Here is a 19,359-nt window from a genome sequence, read left to right as displayed (position 1 = left end):
GGGGAAGTCCCGTTTCGTTAAGGGACTCCCATTAAATTGTCACGCCCCACGTGCCAGAACCACCTGGGCGCATTTTTTTCGCCGTTCTGAAGGCCGCCAATGCAGATACCCTCGCGTGCCACCAGCGGGTTGTTCTAGGAGGCTTGTTACCCTTCATGACCAAGCAAGTCAGGGTGGAAGCAATACGCGGGTTGGCCGACCGGGACGAAAGGGGCCCGGCACACCGAAGGTGTCCCGCGTACCACCGCCATGACACGACCTTAGAGGCAGCGAAAGCGTCTGCCGGGTCCTCAGCGAATAAAGGTTTCACTGAAGGACTTATAAGGTACGTAGGCCTGCAGCGGAAAAACAGGCAAAAAAACCCGCACTAGGCGGGTTTCTTTCTTGGCGCCAGATAACAAAAGTTGTCACTGGCCAATCTGTATGGTGCCGGAGACAGGAATCGAATTTGTACCATGCATCTCAGTAAAAGCAGGCAATCCATGGGTTGTATAAATTGAATAGGTACTCAAAAAGGCACTCAACCCAATCGAGTCTGACGATCACTGGGCGGAAACAGTGATCGGAATCGAACCGGCACGTGAGGACATGGTGGTGAGAGAGCAAGCGCACTGATGCCTCATCAACCAGCATGCCTACGGAAACTCCGATCAAGTCAGCACAGGTCAGGCCGCCTGTGCTGACTTGATCGGAGTTTCCCTAAGCGTTTCACATAAGCAAAGATCGACTGAGACGTCCAACAGCGTCTCAGTCGATCACCTGTGAGGTTCAGCGTGAAGATAAGCGATTTTTGCTTATACGGTTTGGAGGGAGCGCTTCAATACGCGGGTCTTGAAATCCTTGACCAGCATCAGGAAGAGCAAACCGAAACCAATATAGCCATTGACCACGTATACCACGTTGATCAGTGCATCGAACGGCACATTCAGACCAACCAGCGTGCCCACGGTGCAAAGCACACACAGCAGCAGTCGATGACGAATGCTGAACTCATCTGGCGCGAAGCGTTTCACTGGGGCCCAGAGCAGCGACGCTGCCGTGGTGTAGATGGCGGCGAGAATCACCACCGTGATCAGGCCGGTCAGCGAAGGGGAAATTTTTTCAACCAGCACCAGGGATGGGATCTGCGCAGTGGCAACATCGCTGAGGTTTGCAGCCAGGCCCAGCATCATGGCCAGCACGGCCAGGGAAAAAAGCAACATCCCCAAAAACGCACCACCCCCTGCCTCTGCCCGGCTCTTGCTGGTACTGCCCAGGTTGGTCATGAAGACCGCCAGCCACATCATGCAGAAACCTACGTAGGAAAGGCAGGCTGTAAACCAGTTGCTCCCGGCCTGCAGAACGGTCTTGCTTTCGGTCAATGGCTTCAATACGGCAGGGAATTCAACCAGCCCCTGGGTGTTCATGACGACACCTGCCACACCTATCATGATCGCTAGAACCGAAAGCAGAGGGCCGATCGAACCCACCACGTTGATCAACCGATTGAAGCCGAAGAACAGCGTGACCAAGGTCAAGCCCCCCATCAACACGCCGCCATACCAGTTAGGCCAGCCAAGTTTCTGATTGAGCGCGGCCCCCGCTCCGGCAATCATCACCCAGAACGACATATACAGGAAAAGCACCGAGAAATAGTCGAAGAAGGCGCCGAGTTTTTTACCGCAGTAATACGTGAATATTTCCTTGGGCGCGCTGAACTTTTGTTCGTAACCCGCCATGACGAAACTGAACGCAACATAGGTAAAGAGTGCAAACATCAGGAGGATACTGATCAGCCCGGCATGACCATAGGCGACAAAGTACTGCATGATTTCCTGGCCCGTCGCAAAACCTGAGCCGATGAGTAGTGCAATGCATGCACCACCAATAATGAACATTCTGGAGACATCCAGGGTTGACTTTGGCATCGTCATGATGAGTAGCGTCCTCTTTTTATTATCATGTGCCCAGGCATGACCGCCTGTAGGCAGTACAAAACGTGACGGCTCCTGCCGTATTCGCCGACGTCCAACGATTAAAACTAACGAGTGGAAAGCTCGCGATAAGGCTGCCTTTTGCTGTACTCGTTACATCAGTAATGTACGTGCCGCTTTTGCATGGCGAACCTTCCCAATGCGCCGCCTTCATGCCAGATTGCGACTCGCCGCGACAATTGTCCTTGAGCCAGGATGGGGCGTTTTGGGAGCTGAATACCGGGGTCTAAAGAGACCGCTGTAGCAGCCCGCGTGAACATCAGCGGGTCAATTGATCGAGCTAGACGCAGCCCATTTCCCTGTGTTGAAGGTGGCTACCGAGCCGTGCCGGTATAGTCTGATTGTAGGCGTTTGGTATCTAGTGATTTTGGATTAATGCTAAAAAATATCTGGAAAAGGATCGGTAAGATGGCCATTAGCGAAGAGAAAGACAGACTGCTATGCGCCGTGCTGGCGCACGAATCGATCTTATGCAGAAAAGCGTATGATGAATTCTTCGATATGGAATTCCAGTTAGCCACCGGTGGCAATAGTGTTGAGCAGATCATTCTCGCACATGGGGCTTTTCAGTCGTTTATCCATCACTTGTATGAGTTCTGCATCGCACTCATTCAGCGAAACCAGAACAGCCTTGATCAAATAATAGCTGTCGATGCCGAAAAACACATAATGGTAGCGATAGAGAAAGCGTGGAAAATTGAGCGTAAAAATCCTAATTCTTATTTCTATAAGATGACCGAGACGAAGTTTTACGGCATCTACGGTTGTTTCCCCAAGCATTTCAGGCAGGCAAGAAACAATTCAGCCCACGCATTGATCAAGAGGGCGAAAAGCGGTCAGTCACTAGCTGAATTTTACTCACTTTATCGCATGATACTTAAGTTGCTTTTTGCTCATTTGATACAATGGTGGAAGAACATAGACATAGAGCAGACTAACTGGCACGACATTGGGAAATTCAACATTCACGAGATCGCGATGCAAGACGTGCACGATCACTTGGTGGCGCTTGGTAAGCCTGGCATACCAGGCTACCCCAAGAAATAGTAATAATGATCGACACCATGAGCACTATCTCTACTGGTCATCATTACCCACTAGATAACTTGATCCGGTGGAGCAGTTAACGCTGATCATTAGTAATCGCATCTAATCTCTATTCACCTCAAAGAACAAGATTTTAAATCTAACTCACAAACCGGATCATAACGCTAGGAAAGCTTTGCCCCCTTTGTACGGTTACAACGCCAGCATAAAGCTTGGAGGTTATCCTCGGTCGTGGTTCCTCCCTTGGAGATGGGAGTTATATGATCAACCTCTATTAATAAATTTGGCTCCTCCTTAACCGAAACCCAGCATCGCTGACATGTATTATTGTCCCTTTGTTTTATTTTTTCACGAAGCTGCGGAGTCATCAACGCTCGCTGGCCTTTAGCGCTATTTTTTAACCGAAGCTTGTCACCAATGTATTTTATAAATTTCTCTAGATTTTCCATATCAAGAATAATGGACACCTCGTAGGAGCTATTCCCACCCGAGGAAACATATTGAAACCTATAAGTCTGAAAATCGATATCAAATAAACGCACAGGTTCAAAGCCGAGTTCTTTCGCTAAACGACTCTTGCTGAGCTTGTAAAATAAGGAAGGCAGCGGGTCAGTGAGGGTCTGCATAAGCCGATCCCTCTCTTGCTCAAGCAGGATTTTCCCCTGGTACGCGGCGAGATAGTTGTTAAGCGCATTCTCAAGGTGAGATAAAGTTTCTTCGCTAACATTTATGTCAAAGTACTTACAGAGATACTTAAATGGTTGGTCATTAGCAGCTTTGCAAACGGAGGCCGAGCAATTGTGAACATTTCCATCTCTTTCGGTTTTTTTCCATTCGTTCCGCTTGAAACGATATCGACTGGTATCGTAACGATCACCAAGACCATAGTCATAAGAGTTAATATAAAGCCGTGTTTTCTTTAGCTCTTCAATGTGCTCATTTAGATTATTGCAATCTATGGTGTGCTCTTCAATACCAAACTTCAACTTAAGAAATTTTTCGTTATTAAAATACCAGTAGGAATATATCTCCCAGACACCCAGCAAGAGGACTACAGAAAAGAGGCCTATTTTACCATTTACAGATAGAAAAACTCCCGGGAAGATTGCATCAAGAATCATAAATAAAACTACAGATGCGAGAAAAATCCTTACCACTCGACTGCTTCCCTATCTAAAAACATTCAAAGTCACGAACGATTGTGACGAATCATAACTACGTTGGTTACATCCGATGCAAATGGCTAGTCAACAGGAATGATCTCCGCGTCTTGTTGCGAAAAACCTCAGAGCCCCCAACCTTGAGTGTAATGCAACTCACTTGGTTTGATACAAGAAGGAAGCGCCTGGGCGCTCCCTTTCACCTCTGACAGGGCGATACTCAGCCGATTAGCGAGCGCCGCTGTCCTTTTTCAAACAAGCACCGGACTCCCCGACCTTGCTTGCAGCTCTCAGAGTCGTTAAAAAATCTCGTTCGATGACCTTCCCGTCTCGCACGCTGGTGAACGTCGCTTTTCTCATCCAGAGATGATCTTTCCTGCTCTCATTAGGCACTACGGTGAGCTCGATTTCCACTGCAGGGCTTCCTGAAAACACTCCGGAGACCTCAGGTTTAGTGAACCGGAAAGTCAGCTCATTATCGTCTGTTGCAGCCACGCTCTGTTCGCTGGTGAGAGGAGCTCCCAGCTTCGCAGCGATTGGGAATCTGGCCGAGTACAAGGCTTTACCGTCGTGGACCTGCTTTGTGATATCCAGAAGATATTGCTCGCGATCCGAGGCGCTAGTAGGGGTCGCGCACTCCTCTCCCTCCGCAGCGAAGTATTTCCCCTCAAAGGCGTAATCGCTCTGCCAGCACCCGACAAGGGAGGCGGATGCCACGGCCAGCATCACCAGTTTCCATTTTTTCACACAGCACACTCCTTGATAACAATTTGCCATTATCACCACTCCCCCTGTCTTGAGCCACCAGACGCGCCTAAGGCGTTGAGTTCCCTCACAAAAAGCTGGGCACGAAACTCATCAAGGCTCAAAAGGGCTGGCATCCAGTAGAGTCGGATGACCGGTCCTTCCGACGCCACAAATACCCGTCGTCTCACCGCCAATCTCCAACTCCAGGAAGGAAACATTGCAGATAGCACAGCAAGATCCTTCATATCGGCATACATCATGGTTTGCCCTCGTCAATCCCTTCCCGGAGCTCAATCCACTCGGCAATGGCCCATAACCCCACGCCCAAAATTGCCAACCCGATTACCAGCCAAGGAGGTACTAAGCGATTCGTTCCCAGCCAATACCCTCCCCCAGCGCATATAACCGTGATCAAAAGAGTCTTCATGCTTATCTCCACTCCCAGTAGAGGGGGAAGCAAAACACCACTTGGCATGGTGTCATTGGGCCCCGGAAAAAAATGCTCACTACCCCAAGTGGGAATCGAGGAGTTCTTGGCGGATCTCAAAGGTAAGCCGGGGTGTATCAACAGTCCCCCAAAGCACGAGAGGGTGCGCCGATAATTCTCAGTGGTTTTTCGGAGATTTTCGCTGGATAGCCACTGGTGTGGCGCAGGCTTGATTGGGTCTGGCGACGCCATGCCAATGGCAGGGCGAAGAACCAGAGAGTCATCTCAGAGGAGCCTTAAAGGTGAGCCACTGGAACGGCAGTTGCGAGCTTGTGCGGCCAACTGCTTCGGCAACGCAAAAGCGGTGCCCCCAATTGAGTTTTTAGGGCGCCGCAAATGCATCTGTTGGCTTCTTTCGGAAATGGAGGGCTTGTACAGATGAGCCCCGCAAATAGCGACGTCATCATCTGTACCAGGGCGGTCAGCGCCGCCCCTCTTGCCCGAACTCTAGCGTCTAGCTTTCGGTGGGTTTAGCGATCTAAAACCAGGGCTACCGGGCCGAAATGTGGGAATCGAGCTAGGCCCAACCGGATTGGCTGACGGTGGCATGGATGGAGGGGTTTCGTTGCCCGACTGAGTTTTAGAGCCACGCCTACGCCCAGTCGAGGCCGCTCCCGCTATGCTAGCAATTCGGGAGCCCATCATGGCAAAACCAACCGCTTTCATACCTAGGCGTCCTACATCGCTGGCAGTTGCCACAGCGCCGGACAGGCTACCAGCCAAACCTCCCAACGATACACCTAGCATACTCGAAGTGATCCAGGTGGAAATGCCCAGTGATACAGCTGCAATAGCTGACATCAACCCACGAAGACCGTCATAGTCCGCCCCGACGCCTGACCACCCACTAGCAGCCCCCGCTTGGGCAACCGCAACAGCAGCCACAGTCTGGGACACCGCAACAGTGATCATCTGTGCGGTCATAACGGAGATGACCGGCAGCATCAGCAGCGACAGCCAATTGGTCAACATCCTACCGCCCCTGAGAGGTGCGAGCATCAAAAAGAACGGCGCGAGGAGTAACACAATCCAAAACAACCAGGCTGACATGATCACATAACCAGGTAACAGCGTTTGCAGATCAAGCCACCCGCTGAAGTTCTTCCACATCTGAGCCGCGGCTAAGAAGCTTCCAGCAACCTCACTATCCCCACGAGAGAGGCCCGCCGTTTTCTGCAATGAACCAGCCATGAATCGCTGCCAAGCTGTCGCTGTACTTACAGCCCCCACCTCAGCGCTTACTCGCTGCCCACTTGCTATAACCGCACCCGAGTCGCGCAACGCCTGATACGCCTGCTCAGCGCCCATCTGGGCAATTTTGTATGCCTCGATGCAGCTGGTGGGTCGAAACATTATTCCTTGATCGTCGCCGACGATAGCCGACTTCTGCCCTGGCACTGTGCTGATCGACAAGTAAGACGGCGTAGCTTGAGATTCCCCTGCAAGTTTGGCGGCCCAATGCGCTTGCGTTGGCAGCGCATAGCGGTCCCCCATGAACGGCCCGGCAGCTTCAAGAGCACGAATACCGGCCTCACGACGCGACTGGATAGCTCTCTGGTCAAGCACCTGACCCAGACTAGTCCGGGCAGCCCCGCCGCCTAACAGATAAGCTCCCCAACCACCATTTTCTTCGGCTGAACCGAAAACATACGTCCACGCGCCGCCAATAGCCGTGCGTGCTTGTGCTATCACGCCGACTTCTTCATCCGGTATCCCCAAGCCACCACCGCCGAGCAGCCCGATAGCCTGCAAAGCTTCCACTTTGGCCGCGTGCTCGGGACCGGCAAGCTCAGCCGGCGCCGGGGCACAACTGGCGTTGTAATCTCTAATCAGCCGGGCCAAATCACTACCGGCAAACACTTCGGCTGATCGACCTACCATGTTGTCAATCGCGGACTGCGCAGGGACGATTGTCCCGGCCACTGTTTGATCACTCAGGACCTGATCAAAAGCCTCTCTGTAGATTTTGTGAATCGTCATCACGAAACTGAGCGGCACCGCCTGAGCTTCGACCAGCCGGACCGTTGCTCCGCTTGGAAGAGTCACGGTCACGGGTCTCATTCCGTACGCCACAACCAGAAAAATCATAAATCCTGACAACACCGTACGCGCAGCTCCTTGCCCCACGCGCAATGCAACGAGCAGCATCCATCCAAATCCAACCGCAACGATAAGCGCGTTGCTAGTTTCGTTGAATGCGACAAATAGCGGCTCGGTGGCAGTCAGGATCGTCAACGCAACGTTTTCCCACAGCCCGAATACCCAATTGAATCCGGCGAAATCCTCAGCCGTGCCAATGCTCATCAGGCCGCCCGCCGACAGATGATCCAACTACGCAGAGCCAAGCCACACCGGACAGCCCAAAGGAACACCCAGAGGACACCGAAGACCGCGCCCAACAGAATGAAATACTGCGCAGTCGGAGCGGCTAGGAGGCTTCCGGTGAGCTGGACCGCATCATATTGGGCGAGTACGAGTTTCCCATATGGTGGAAAAATTGATGCGGCGATCAGATGTAGAACGCAAAGAATGGGCCCTAGGAGCAATCCCAGCCGACCTGCCCACCTGGTAAGGAATGGCATACGCATCTGAACCCAGTCCAAGAAAATCGCGATTTTCATCGTCACATCACTCCAGTGATAAAGGATACGTATCGATCCTATGAATCCACTGGCTGCGGTTCTACCGAACCCTATGTAGTTACTGCTACTGGTTCTGCTCGCGCCCCGTGCCCGCTATGTAACGCTCCTAAACGTCGCGCCACATAGCGGGCACCATCGAACGGTTTGATTTCGCGCAACAAATACAACGCAGCGCAGTTGCGTTGTTTGCCCTCCCCCATTTTCGTAAGCTGATCACGAACCAAACCGCACTGCCCGGCAGTCTCGTTACCCATGTGATTCATGGGTTGGGACAGTGGCAGGGGGCTCGGCCTGCGTCATCGCGGGCATTAGCCCATCGGCCACACCTGCGTCATCGCGTGTGTGTCCGGCCCAACGCCGACTACATATCGGGACCATCAACGACCAATCACTTGAGGAGAGAAGACAACCCAACATGGTCAGCCAGACCCAATGGCAGCCGAACCTGAGCGGACACTCAGGAACACACTCGGAGAATCCGAGTAGGCGTGAACAGTCCCCGCCTGCATCTCATGCTAAGGGGGGCGAACAGGCACACAACGAACCATCTGCGGATGGTGTGTCGCTGAACCGGCAACGGTCAGGAGTTCTTACACCTGATAGAGAGAATCCCATGAGCGAATTCGATGCGCAGAGCATTACTGCACGCCTCAAGGCCGAATCTAGGATTCGGAGAAAACCCCGAACCTATGCCCAACGTCGCTCATTGCTGGATAACTATAAGTACGAGCTGTTGCAGCTTGATTCCGCAGGCTGCAATGGCACTGAACTGCAACGCTGGATAGCGGAAAAGGGTATCAAGATTCAGCGCTCTACAGTGCACCGATGGCTACATCGGAATCGCCTGAGTGGCTAAGTTTGCCAAGCCTACAAAGCAAGCTGCATCCGTGATGAAAAAGCTCCAGGGCACCCACATTCGATCCGTGGGCACTGTCCGTAACTACGAGCAGCGGTTGGTACGCATCACCGCTTACCTACAGGAGCATCGCTTAGGCAGCCTTCGTGAAATGACTCCTGATCGCGCTATTAGCTACCTGCAGCAAAGAGCGACGACCGTGGGCCAGAAAACCCTGGATATGGAGCGTCAGGCTCTCCAGGCCATGATGCAGCACGTCACCCTAAAACTGCCGCTAGGCCAGACTCTAGAAGTAATCAAGAGCAGCGCGACCGCTCGCACGAGCACGAAGGAGCATCCGACTTTGGGTCGCCGTTTGGCCAACCAAACACGAACATATAACCGCGAGCAGATGACGCTGATCGCCTCTCGGCAAGCGCCTCACAACTCGCTTGCGACAGAGATTGCATACGCAGCGGGTCTCCGTGCACATGAATTGCTGAGCCTCCAAAGAACTCATCGCCGTGTAGCGGATGAACGTCCAACGCACGGGATGAAATTTGCGGGAATTCGGGAAACCACGATCAGCTACACCGTTCACGGTAAAGGTGGACTGGTTCGTGAGGTGCGTATCCCGATTCCGCTGGCTCAACGATTAGAGAGGACCCGGCTGGCGGCACCACGGGTCGTAACGGATCGCGGCATCAACTACCAGCAATTCTATGCAATAGGCGGCGGCCAGCCTTGGAGCAAAAGCGTCAGCACTGCCTCGAAGGAGGCTCTCGGCTGGTCAAATGGCGCACATGGTTTACGGCACACGTACGCTCAAGAGCGAATGGCTTCACTACAACGTCATCTCCCACGGAAACAAGCCTTGGAGGTGGTCTCACAGGAACTGGGCCACTTCCGCCCTGAGATTACCGAGGTCTACCTACGTTGAGCACCACCGTCGATCCAACCCTGATTCACAGCTGCCTTCTCTTCGTTTTAGGTGCTTCGCTCATTCTAATTGTCGTGCTCCTCCTACTACTTATCGAGAGCAAAGAAGCTATATCGCAAACTGAAACATTGCTGGATGCCAGCACTCAGCGACAGCTAGCTCTGCACAGAGAACAAGGCGAAGAAATTGAAGCTCTCGAACAGCTGCACCTTGAGCGCTTAGCTGCAACTGCAACGCATCATCGACGTGAGGTAGCTAGCCTTATGCAGATTCTCGGTATCGCAGACCAAGAGCGAGACGCCGCGATTAAGGCCGCCTCTGACGATCAGAGACAGGTCAAGTTGATGCACGACCGCATCGCTTACCTAAACGTGCTGATGGAGACATGGGCTACTGGCGACGATGCGACGGCCGCAGTCGTGAAACAAGCCCTCCAGAGGGATCGTAATCTCTTCACATAGTCAGTTATTAGCACCCAACTGCAAAGCAGCGATTAGATTTGATTAGTAAGTGATTAGCAGCCTCCCGTGGTACGGCCGACACCCTATTCCTACTGGGCTGGAGCGCGATTTTTCAAGTCGTCCAAGGGGTGCTGGAACGGTAATGGCGGGGGTGTCAGAACGGTATTCTAAGGGTGCTAGAACGGTATTCAGGGGCGCTGGAACGGCATCGGCAGGAGTGCTGGAACGGTATCGGCAGGGGTGCTGGAACGGTATCGACAGGAGCGCCGGAACGGCATCGGCAGGAGTGCTGGAACAGTATGACAGGAGCGCTGGAACAGCATCGCCAGGGGCGCTGGAACTTTATAAGTAGAAGGCTGGTACGTTACGAGCAGGAGTGCTGAAACGGTACCAGCGGGACTGGGACGGTATCAACGTTTCTTATCTAGGTGCCGCTTTTGAGAGGCGCTAGGAGTCGTCTTAACTTGGACCAAATGAGCTTCAACAAGATAGCTAAACGGTCTACCAACATTGGCACTTGCTTGCTTTACTGCCTCAAGAGACTTCAGCAAGTCCTTTTTAAAATCAATCAAGGAGCTTGCACGACTTCTGCACAACCTATGCAAAGTTTCGACTTTAAGATCATATGGCCGTGCGTGACTGGAATAGAATCCATGTAGCCACTGTGCAAGCGGCTTACCGCGCAGCGCATACCTTATTGACAAATCTACATCGGTGAATTGATCTTCACGAAAGAACACTCCGAGCTTCGGATTTAATCGTACGACATAAATTCGTTCACTTCGCTCATGATGATCGCGATAAACCTCATGAATCAAGCTGCCTTCATATGCGTACCGACCAACCTTCACCTGCAAAGCCGTAGCTTTCAAGCGACTGATGCTCAGGTCCAAAACACGTCGATTTTTACCCGAATCGGTTTTCCCCAAAACTTTTAAAAGGCGGTAGGCAGTAATTCTGCACTCGACTCCCAAATCTTGCATTCGCGCCAAATGTAGAACTGCTGTCCAAACGTCCAAATCACCTTGATCAAGGAGAGCACCTGTATAGAGGATACTGACACTACCTAGCGCATTGACCTCCATTTGTTCAACATAAGGACGCGCCCCCTTCCTCATGGCCCCAAACAACGCCGATCTAAGAGCCACATTAGGTACACGCCTAACTGAGTCGGACCAGTTTGGTAGTGATTCTCGCTTGGCTTCAACCTCGACCTCAACGTGCTTATCTTTTTCTTTACGCCTAGCAATAGAGCTCTTTCTAAGCTCCTCTATCTTGATATTTACGCGTGGTGGAAGTGGCGGATTTGTAGCCATCGTCAACGAACAGAGGAACTGATTTTATCCGCTACCCAAGCCTGTACCTGCTCGGCAGGCCATGCTACAGAATTCGCTCCGAGAGAGATTCCAGGAGGAAACTCGCCGGCTCGAATCAAACGGTAGATCTGAGACTTGCTTAGCCCTACTAGGGCACAGACTCCCGGCAGGCGAAGCAACAAAGGTGAAACAGATTGGTTAGCCATCTACAGGGCCTCCTGAGGCCGGATTGGATGGCTAGGCATTCAATGGCACCGCAGTAGAGGAGTCATGAGGAACCTCAAATTCTCATAGGGTTCCTCAAGATTTTCGCTAAGGATAAGTCACGCCTTTGTATCGGACTTGGACTGTATACCCATATATTTTCGCATGGTTCCATGATATGAAGGCATGTCAACTCCAGCCTCCTCCGCGAGAGCTATCAAGGTAGAGCACACATCAGAATTCTTACGCGGCGGGTTACTGAGCGTACAGGCATAACGTTTGATATTACTTGAGCTAACCTTATCATCATAATTAGTCGGCGACTCGCGATGAGCCTTATCAACTGCCTTTATTATATCAACCAGACCATTTACAATCTTGATGACAGTACCCAACTCCTGCTCGTTGAGCCCGCCATCGCTCCTACCCTTAGCTTTCTCAGCTAAATTAGTATTTAACAGAAAATCTGGACTTTCAAACCCTGCATTCAAAATCCACTCTACTAAGACGGACCCTGAAAAACAAACTACGCTATCAGGAACATCTATCGACCGCTGTGCCTCCTCACAATAACAGCTCAGTTTATTTTTATCACCCTTGCTCTGCGAGCAAAAAATCTCGTAGAAATACTTGCTCAACTCCTGAAAATAGATCACATGAGTTCCGGGGGATCGGTCATGACTTCCAAAACAACCAACCCAAAAAACATCATTAACCGAATTGGGAAGAAATCGATTTACACCGTACTCAACATATAATCTCTCAATCAGTTCATACAGCGCGTATGCAGCTTCTTGCGGGCTAATTTTGTAGAATCGAGCGTATCTCGGCACCAGATCAGACAGGCGCATAAAATCATCACTCACTGTGCACACTCTCTTCCTTTAATAGAAATCTCGGCAGCCCCACACGACAAAGCATCTAAATGGTTGGCATACCACTGAAGCATTTCACGACGCCCTTCAAGGTACTGAGCGTGATTATAGGTTCCTCGAATACTGTTCTTGTCCACATGCGCCAGTTGGGTTTCCACCCACTCGCTGCGGTACCCCTGCTCATGCAGGGTGGTGGACATTGTGTGACGGAATCCATGCCCTGTGGCTCTGCCGTCGTAACCCGAGCGTTTCAGCAGCTGATTGATGGCGGCCTCGCTCATCGGCTTAGCGGGGTCATTCCGACCAGGAAATGCGAGCGTGTAGCCACCGGTGATGCTTTCTAGCTCACGCAGTGCAGACACAGCTTGTTTCGGCAGAGGAACTAGATGGGCCCGGCGCATTTTCATCCGCTGAGCTGGAATCGTCCAAAGGGCATTTTCGAGGTCAAACTCAGACCACGGCGCCCCTCTGAGCTCAGCAGTCCGTACACCCGTGAGAATTAGCAAACGGGTAGCAATTTTCACCACGTCATGCCCTGGGCACGCCTGGAAGCCTCGAATCAGATCCGGGATTTCTGCGATAGGAAGGAAGGGGTAGTGCCGGGAGGTAGGCGTTTGAAGTGCCCCTCCGATATCTGCAATGGGGTTGTACTCGACCCTGCCGGTGGCAATCGCAAAGCGGTACACCTCTTGGCAGCGCTGTCGAACCTTGCGTAGCTTTTCTAAAGCCCCACGCGACTCTATGCGGCGGAAGACCTGTAACCACTGCATAGGCTTGATCTCAGACAGAGGCAAGCTTCCAACCTGCGGAAAGATGTCCAGCTCAAAAGCCTCGATGACGTCAGTCGCATACCCTTCTGACCAGCGTGCAGACTTATGCTGATGCCACTCCAGTGCGAGACTTTTGAAGGTATTGGCACGAGAAATTGCCGCCTGGGCCCGAGCGACCTTTCTCTCAAGGCCTGGATGCCGCCCCTGTGAAACCAGCTGGCGTGCATCAAACGCAAGCTGGCGAGCCTGCGCCAACGTCACGTTGTCGATAGTGCCCAAAGAAATGTGTGACTGCTTACCGTCCAGCCTGAATCGGAAGCGCCAAGACTTGCCGCCGGCGGCTCGAACCCAGAGGAATAAGCCACCTCCGTCAGCGAGGCCAAAGTCCTTTTCACGGGGTGCAGCGTTCTTCACTTGCAGCGCTGTCAAAGGCATGCGAGTACCCATAGATTATTGAACAGCGCAAAGGTACTCGCAGGGGTACTCAGATAGCAAGGGCTGGGATGGGACGGGATGGCACTGCATGAAACCAAAAGCCCGCACTAGGCGGGCTTCTGAGGGGTTTCATGCGACTGCTTGGCACTGCATGAACCTATTGACTGGTGCCGGAGACAGGAATCGAACCTGCGACCTTCGCGTTACGAGTGCGCTGCTCTACCGACTGAGCTACACCGGCGTGAGCGCAACGCTACCACTGCCGCGGGCGTTACGCAAACCCCTGTTTCCCCTCGCTTATTCCTCCTCCCCTGGCGCCAGCCTCAGGCGCCCTTGCAGCCGTTCGGCGCGAGGTCTTCTTCCACCGTGGTGGTGCAGCGCCAGCCGGTGGTGGTGCGGGTCAAGGTCAGGGTCTTGCCGAGTACGTTGGCCGGTGCATCGGCGAGGGTACAGGTGATTGCCGCGGTGCCGTCGGCTGCGGTACCACGGGCGGTGATGGCGCAGTGGGCGGTGGTGGGCTGGCCGCCGAGGACGGTGACGTCGGCGACGTCCTTGCCTTCGTTCAGGCGCAGTTCCATGGCGGTCTTGAGTGCGGAGATTTCCGCAAGGCCGGCGCTGGCTTTGGCGCGGGCTTGCTGGTTGGTGTACATGGGAATGGCGATGGTCGCCACGATGCCGATGATCGCCACGACGATCATCAGCTCGATCAGGGTGATGCCCCGTTGCCCTTTCATGAACGCTTTTCCTTGTTGATACGGCTATGCCTTGGATCCAATCTCGGACACCTAGGACAGACAGGCGCGCAGTAGAGCCGAACCGACACCTTTTGTCACCCCTGCCCGCCTGGATGCCGGGCTCGCTGGACTACTCTAGAGACCAACAGGGAAACCCGCCCGGCCATGGGCACGGCAAGCTGTTACGGGGCTTGTCGGCATTGCAACAAAGGACTTTTGCATGAGCCATTCGACACGCGTGTACGCCTGGGAAGGCACCACTATCAACGGCAACAGAATCAACGGCCGCACCGAGGGGCGCAGCCTGGCATACGTGCGGGCCGACCTGCAGCGCCAGGGTATCCGCGTGGGGCGGGTGCGGCCTGCGAGCCGCGTGCAATGGCGCTGGCCAGCAGGGCGTGGCAAGGCGGATGCGGCGGGGTTCAGTCGGCAGCTGGCGACTTTGCTCAAGGCGGGCGTGCCGCTGCTGCAGGCATTCGAGGTGATGGGGCGCAGCGGGGGCGATGAGCACCTGGGTCGGTTGCTGGCGCAATTGCAACAGGATGTTGGCGCGGGGCTGGGCCTGGCCGAGGCGCTGCAACGCCACCCGCTGTGGTTCGACCGGCTGTACTGCAATCTGGTGCGGATGGGTGAGCAGTCCGGCACGCTGGATGAGCAGCTCGAGCAACTGGCGGGCATGCTGGAGCAGCGCCAGGCGCTACAGCGCCGGGTACGCAAGGCGATGCTCTATCCGTTGCTGCTGTTGCTGACCGGGCTGGGGGTGTCGGCGCTGTTGCTGCTGGAGGTGGTGCCGCGGTTCCAGGGGTTGTTCGCCAGCTTCGATTCGGCGCTGCCGGCGTTCACGCAGTGGGTGATCGACTTGTCCACAGGGCTTGGTCGTTATGCGCCTTGGTTGGTGGCGGTGGTTGTGTTGTTGATGGTGGGCGTGCGCGAGCTTCACCGGCGTCATGCGCCGGCTCGCCAGTGGATAACACGCCAGGCGTTGCGGGTGCCGGTGCTCGGCAAGCTGCTCGGGCAGGCGGCGTTGGCACGCTTTGCACGGGGCCTGGCCACGGCCTATGGGGCTGGGGTGCCATTGCTCGATGCGCTGGGTACGGTGGCGACGGTGTGTGGTGGGCAGGTGCATGAGCGGGCGGTCTTGCGCCTGCGCCAGGCCATGGGCAACGGCCAGGGGTTGCACCAGGCGATGGGGGGGGACCCGCTGTTTCCGCCCTTGCTGGTGCAACTGGCGGCGATCGGCGAATCCAGCGGCACGCTCGACCAGATGCTGAAAAAAGCCGCCACGCACTACGAAGAACAGGTCAGCCAGGCTCTCGACCAGTTGACCAGCCTGCTGGAGCCCGCCATCGTGCTGGTGCTCGGCGTGGTGGTGGGTGGCCTGGTGGTCGCCATGTACTTGCCGATCTTCCAGTTGGGTAACTTGGTCTGACATGAATCTCTGGACTTTTCTCGCCGGCCAGCCGGCACTGTTTTTGACTTTTGCAGGCCTGCTGGGCCTGCTGGTCGGGAGCTTCATCAATGTGGTGGCGTATCGGCTGCCGATCATGCTCGAACGCCAATGGCAGCGGGAGGCGCAGGAGGTGCTTGGCCTGCCCGTGCAGGAGCACGAGCGCTTCGACCTGTGCCTGCCGGCATCGCGTTGTTCCCATTGCGAGCATCGTATTCGCGCCTGGGAGAATATCCCGGTGCTCAGTTACCTGGCCCTGCGTGGGCGGTGCTCGGCGTGCAAGGCCTCCATCGGCATCCGCTACCCGCTGGTGGAGCTGGGGTGCGCTGTGCTTTCGGTGGTTGTGGCTTGGCAATTCGGGCCGACGCTGCAGACACTGCTTGGTCTGGCGCTGACCTGGAGCCTGCTGAGCCTGAGCCTGATCGACAGCGATCACCAGCTGCTGCCCGATGCGCTGGTCAAGCCGGTGCTTTGGCTGGGGCTGGCCTGCAACACCTTCGGCGTGTTCGTGCCGCTGCCTGAAGCCGTGTGGGGGGCGATCATCGGTTACCTGAGCCTCTGGGTGGTGTACTGGCTGTTCAAGCTGGTCACCGGCAAGGAAGGGCTGGGCTACGGCGATTTCAAACTGCTGGCACTGATCGGCGCCTGGGGCGGCTGGCACGCGTTGCCGCTGACGCTGCTGTTGTCATCGGTGGTGGGGGCGGTGATCGGCGTGTGCCTGTTGCGCCTGCGCAAGGCATCGATGGGCTCGACCATGCCTTTTGGGCCGTACCTGGCCATTGCGGGCTGGATCGCGATGCTCTGGGGTGATGAAATATACGTCTCTTACATGCAACTGCTTGGAAACTGATGACCACTGCGGCATTTACCCCTTGGATTCTCGGGCTCACCGGCGGCATCGGCAGCGGCAAGAGCGCCGCGGCAGCGCGTTTTGTGGAGCTGGGTGTGCACCTGGTCGATGCCGACCAGGCGGCGCGTTGGGTCGTGGAGCCTGGCCGGCCGGCATTGGCGAGCATCGTCGAGCGCTTCGGGCCTGGCGTGCTGCAGGGCGACGGGCAGCTTGACCGCGCGGCCCTGCGCCAGCTGATCTTTGCCGACCCCACCCAACGCCGCTGGCTGGAAGAACTGCTGCACCCGTTGATCGGGCAGGAGATCTTCAGCTACCTGGCCAAGGCCGAGTCGCCCTATGCGATCTATGTCTCGCCGCTGTTGGTGGAGTCTGGCCAGATCGAGAAGACCCAGCGGGTGCTGGTGATCGATGCACCGCAGGCGCTACAGATCCAGCGCACCCTGGCGCGGGACAACACCAGCCCCGAGCAGGTGCAGGCGATCCTCAAGGCCCAGGCGGCCCGCGAGGAACGGTTGCGCCATGCCGATGACGTGGTGGTCAATGACCGTGACCTTGGCTGGTTGCATGAGCAGATCGACCGTCTGCACCACTTTTACCTGACGTTACGAGGAGGCCAGCCATGAGCCAGCCGATGACTGTGGACTGCCCGACATGCGGTGCACCTGTGGAATGGAGCGAGAAGAGCCCGTTTCGGCCGTTTTGTTCTGACCGTTGCAAACTGATCGACCTGGGGGCCTGGGCGGCTGAGGAACATAAGATTCCGGGGGCGGATGAGTCGGAGGATGAGCTTTATTCTGGGGATCTTGAGCCTCGGCATTGAGGCACCCTCCAGTCACTTGTGTAATTGGGGCCGCTACGCGGCCCATCACCGGCTGTACGAGCGCTTCCCGAAAGCTCGGTTTTTGAAGTTTCCGCGATCTTAGCGGCCAGTAGTCGTAGCCCGCCGAGTATTTTATAAAAAATTTAAATTATCGCCGTTATCCACAAGCGCAGCTAAGCACTAACCGCGAGCTTCCACACGTTAAAATGCTCCACAGCATTTATTTACAAAAAACTCAGCCCACCAAACAAAAGAAACATAACATTCCAAAATCCCCATAGTGTGACTAATAACCATCTCGTACGTACAGGAAACGCCTCAACCTCCTTGATATTGATTAACCCCCTACGAGCGAAAAATTTTGGGAAAGCCAAAACCAGAGCAATCACCCCGACCCTATGCACCTTACCAATCAGCCCCATCTCCAAAAAATTTTTCTTATTTGCCAGCATAAAGCCACTGGTCGGCAATAGCGACTCTAAATAGTCGACACAACGTGACGAGACATAACAAAATACTAAAAAACCGCTAATCATGAGTGCATATACAATAAAAGCTAGCAGTCCAAGATGAATACTCATTCTTCTACAGTCTTATATAGGTATTCGCCAAAACACTCTCCTTGACTACCACCTGATATCCCTCCGATCATTCCTCCAGCAGCACCTGCAAACGGGGCCGCTTCGCGCCCCATCGCGGGGCAAGCCCGCTCCCATACAAGTGGGCTGCTCCAAGAAATTTGGGCACCAACCCAACCCTTGGGGGAATCTATGGGTAAATACACCGAGCAATTCAAGCTCACAGCGATCGCGGCTACCTGGAAGGCAGCAATGGCTTCCGAAAGATTTGTACGACCGCTACCCAAGGACTCGGATTTGAAGTTTTCAAGATCTTAGAGTTTATCCCGACAAGCCGTCGCAAACATTAATTTTGCACAGTAACGCCAGTGCATCATCTAAACCTCGGCAATAAAAGCCACAAACACCAATATAAAATATAGCGCCACCCACCCATTCCACAGGAAAATTAGACACCATTTCATTCTCCAAGGAAAAGCATCGATCTCTTTCATATTCACTACCCCTTTACGCACAAACAACTTTGGGGCGGTTAAAACCACAGATATTGCACCAGCCCGGAGGACTTTGCCGACAAGCCCCATCTCCGAAAAACGTTTTTTATTCCCCCTCATGTAATGACTAGTAGGCAGATATGACTCCATACAATCCGCATAACGGGCGGCCACATAACAAAATACCAAAAAACCACTAAACGCCAAAAAAAACAAAATCATCATCAACAATGCCGGGTTAATACTCATCAATCACCCATACACTCATGTTGGTACTTTTCAGAACTACCCTGGCTACGCCCCAACATCTCTTCAGCCATGCCTCACCATCTGCCCCGCACACTCCTAAAGTAACGACCTCATGCCAAACGCATCTAACAAGCCCCCTTCAAATCACAGAAAGCTAGCGCCCCAACTATAAAAAAGCAAAAATAGAAAACAAACACCAACCACAATCGCGCAGGTAAAGGGAAACGCTCAAAATCATTTAAGTCAAGCAGCCCTCGCCATATAAAAAATCTTGGAAACGCCAACATCAATGCGA

The 19,359-nt window shown here is 54.0% G+C and carries 19 protein-coding genes and 1 tRNA gene; 8 read left to right on the top strand and 12 right to left on the bottom strand.

Annotation, left to right across the window (positions count from 1 at the left end; translation table 11 throughout):
* Nucleotides 1-794: 794 nt before the first annotated feature.
* Complete coding sequence (locus ACNFCI_RS14445; protein ID WP_416768027.1) at nt 795-1,913, bottom strand: hypothetical protein; 1,119 nt, start codon at nt 1,911-1,913, stop codon at nt 795-797.
* A 468-nt stretch (nt 1,914-2,381) separates the two neighbouring features.
* Between ACNFCI_RS14445 and ACNFCI_RS14440 the strand changes: the two genes are divergently transcribed.
* Nucleotides 2,382-3,020 carry a hypothetical protein gene (locus ACNFCI_RS14440; protein ID WP_200929073.1) on the top strand — a complete coding sequence of 213 codons (639 nt, stop codon included), beginning with the start codon at nt 2,382-2,384 and terminating at the stop codon, nt 3,018-3,020.
* A gap of 164 nt (nt 3,021-3,184) precedes the next feature.
* On the opposite strand, the gene ACNFCI_RS14435 is transcribed toward ACNFCI_RS14440, so the two are convergent.
* The 3 genes from ACNFCI_RS14435 to ACNFCI_RS14425 all read right to left on the bottom strand — a co-directional run bounded on the left by ACNFCI_RS14435 (nt 3,185) and on the right by ACNFCI_RS14425 (nt 7,718).
* The gene (locus tag ACNFCI_RS14435; RefSeq protein WP_200929072.1) at nt 3,185-4,177 is read right to left on the bottom strand and encodes an HNH endonuclease; all 993 of its coding nucleotides are present in this window, start codon (nt 4,175-4,177) and stop codon (nt 3,185-3,187) included.
* Nucleotides 4,178-4,408: 231 nt separating this feature from the next.
* Complete coding sequence (locus tag ACNFCI_RS14430; protein WP_200929071.1) at nt 4,409-4,927, bottom strand: hypothetical protein; 519 nt, start codon at nt 4,925-4,927, stop codon at nt 4,409-4,411.
* Nucleotides 4,928-5,861: 934 nt separating this feature from the next.
* Entirely contained in the window at nt 5,862-7,718 is a 1,857-nt protein-coding gene (locus ACNFCI_RS14425; RefSeq protein ID WP_216891714.1) for a hypothetical protein, read from the bottom strand.
* 951 nt (nt 7,719-8,669) lie between these two features.
* On the opposite strand from ACNFCI_RS14425, the gene ACNFCI_RS14420 reads away from it, so the two are divergent.
* From ACNFCI_RS14420 to ACNFCI_RS14410, 3 genes are read left to right on the top strand one after another with little or no spacing between them, the layout of a single operon-like run.
* Nucleotides 8,670-8,912 carry a hypothetical protein gene (locus ACNFCI_RS14420; protein WP_008091975.1) on the top strand — a complete coding sequence of 81 codons (243 nt, stop codon included), beginning with the start codon at nt 8,670-8,672 and terminating at the stop codon, nt 8,910-8,912.
* Entirely contained in the window at nt 8,905-9,831 is a 927-nt protein-coding gene (locus ACNFCI_RS14415) for a site-specific integrase (protein WP_261242053.1), read from the top strand. The genes ACNFCI_RS14420 and ACNFCI_RS14415 overlap by 8 nt, the downstream gene beginning before the upstream one ends.
* Complete coding sequence (locus ACNFCI_RS14410; protein ID WP_200929070.1) at nt 9,828-10,292, top strand: hypothetical protein; 465 nt, start codon at nt 9,828-9,830, stop codon at nt 10,290-10,292. Before ACNFCI_RS14415 ends, ACNFCI_RS14410 begins: the two co-directional genes overlap by 4 nt.
* Nucleotides 10,293-10,702: 410 nt before the next feature.
* On the opposite strand, the gene trfA is transcribed toward ACNFCI_RS14410, so the two are convergent.
* The 6 genes from trfA to ACNFCI_RS14380 all read right to left on the bottom strand — a co-directional run bounded on the left by trfA (nt 10,703) and on the right by ACNFCI_RS14380 (nt 14,626).
* Nucleotides 10,703-11,608: a plasmid replication initiator TrfA gene (gene trfA, locus ACNFCI_RS14405; RefSeq protein WP_200929069.1), complete on the bottom strand. Its 906-nt coding sequence runs from the start codon at nt 11,606-11,608 to the stop codon at nt 10,703-10,705.
* Between the two features lie 2 nt (nt 11,609-11,610).
* Nucleotides 11,611-11,814, bottom strand: a complete 204-nt coding sequence (locus ACNFCI_RS14400) for a helix-turn-helix transcriptional regulator (RefSeq protein ID WP_081502512.1) — start codon at nt 11,812-11,814, stop codon at nt 11,611-11,613.
* Nucleotides 11,815-11,931: 117 nt separating this feature from the next.
* Nucleotides 11,932-12,678, bottom strand: a complete 747-nt coding sequence (locus ACNFCI_RS14395) for a hypothetical protein (RefSeq protein ID WP_216891712.1) — start codon at nt 12,676-12,678, stop codon at nt 11,932-11,934.
* Nucleotides 12,675-13,892, bottom strand: coding sequence for a tyrosine-type recombinase/integrase (locus tag ACNFCI_RS14390; RefSeq protein ID WP_200929067.1), 1,218 nt, complete (start codon nt 13,890-13,892; stop codon nt 12,675-12,677). The genes ACNFCI_RS14395 and ACNFCI_RS14390 overlap by 4 nt, the downstream gene beginning before the upstream one ends.
* Before the next feature lie 165 nt (nt 13,893-14,057).
* A tRNA-Thr gene (locus ACNFCI_RS14385) sits at nt 14,058-14,133 on the bottom strand.
* An 82-nt stretch (nt 14,134-14,215) separates the two neighbouring features.
* The gene (locus ACNFCI_RS14380) at nt 14,216-14,626 is read right to left on the bottom strand and encodes a pilin (RefSeq protein WP_084857057.1); all 411 of its coding nucleotides are present in this window, start codon (nt 14,624-14,626) and stop codon (nt 14,216-14,218) included.
* Nucleotides 14,627-14,846: 220 nt separating this feature from the next.
* Here ACNFCI_RS14380 and ACNFCI_RS14375 point away from each other — a divergent pair, with 220 nt between their 5' ends.
* Genes ACNFCI_RS14375 through yacG form a run of 4 tightly spaced genes read left to right on the top strand, consistent with a single transcriptional unit; the run spans nt 14,847 to nt 17,743 of the window.
* A complete protein-coding gene (locus tag ACNFCI_RS14375) occupies nt 14,847-16,055 on the top strand; it encodes a type II secretion system F family protein (RefSeq protein ID WP_368829375.1) in 1,209 nt (402 codons plus the stop codon).
* Between the two features lies 1 nt (nt 16,056).
* Nucleotides 16,057-16,923: an A24 family peptidase gene (locus tag ACNFCI_RS14370; RefSeq protein ID WP_368829376.1), complete on the top strand. Its 867-nt coding sequence runs from the start codon at nt 16,057-16,059 to the stop codon at nt 16,921-16,923.
* A complete protein-coding gene (coaE, locus tag ACNFCI_RS14365) occupies nt 16,923-17,546 on the top strand; it encodes a dephospho-CoA kinase (protein WP_368829377.1) in 624 nt (207 codons plus the stop codon). The genes ACNFCI_RS14370 and coaE overlap by 1 nt, the downstream gene beginning before the upstream one ends.
* Entirely contained in the window at nt 17,543-17,743 is a 201-nt protein-coding gene (yacG, locus tag ACNFCI_RS14360) for a DNA gyrase inhibitor YacG (RefSeq protein WP_084857049.1), read from the top strand. The genes coaE and yacG overlap by 4 nt, the downstream gene beginning before the upstream one ends.
* Nucleotides 17,744-17,967: 224 nt before the next feature.
* Here the strand turns inward: yacG and ACNFCI_RS14355 are convergent, their stop codons facing one another.
* The gene (locus ACNFCI_RS14355) at nt 17,968-18,324 is read right to left on the bottom strand and encodes a hypothetical protein (protein ID WP_368829378.1); all 357 of its coding nucleotides are present in this window, start codon (nt 18,322-18,324) and stop codon (nt 17,968-17,970) included.
* Between the two features lie 374 nt (nt 18,325-18,698).
* Nucleotides 18,699-19,064, bottom strand: coding sequence for a hypothetical protein (locus tag ACNFCI_RS14350; protein ID WP_368829379.1), 366 nt, complete (start codon nt 19,062-19,064; stop codon nt 18,699-18,701).
* Nucleotides 19,065-19,359 lie beyond the last annotated feature (295 nt).

It is taken from the genome of Pseudomonas sp. NY15356 (assembly GCF_048068175.1).
Lineage (GTDB): Bacteria > Pseudomonadota > Gammaproteobacteria > Pseudomonadales > Pseudomonadaceae > Aquipseudomonas > Aquipseudomonas putida_K.
This window is presented reverse-complemented; position numbering and strand designations above follow the sequence as displayed.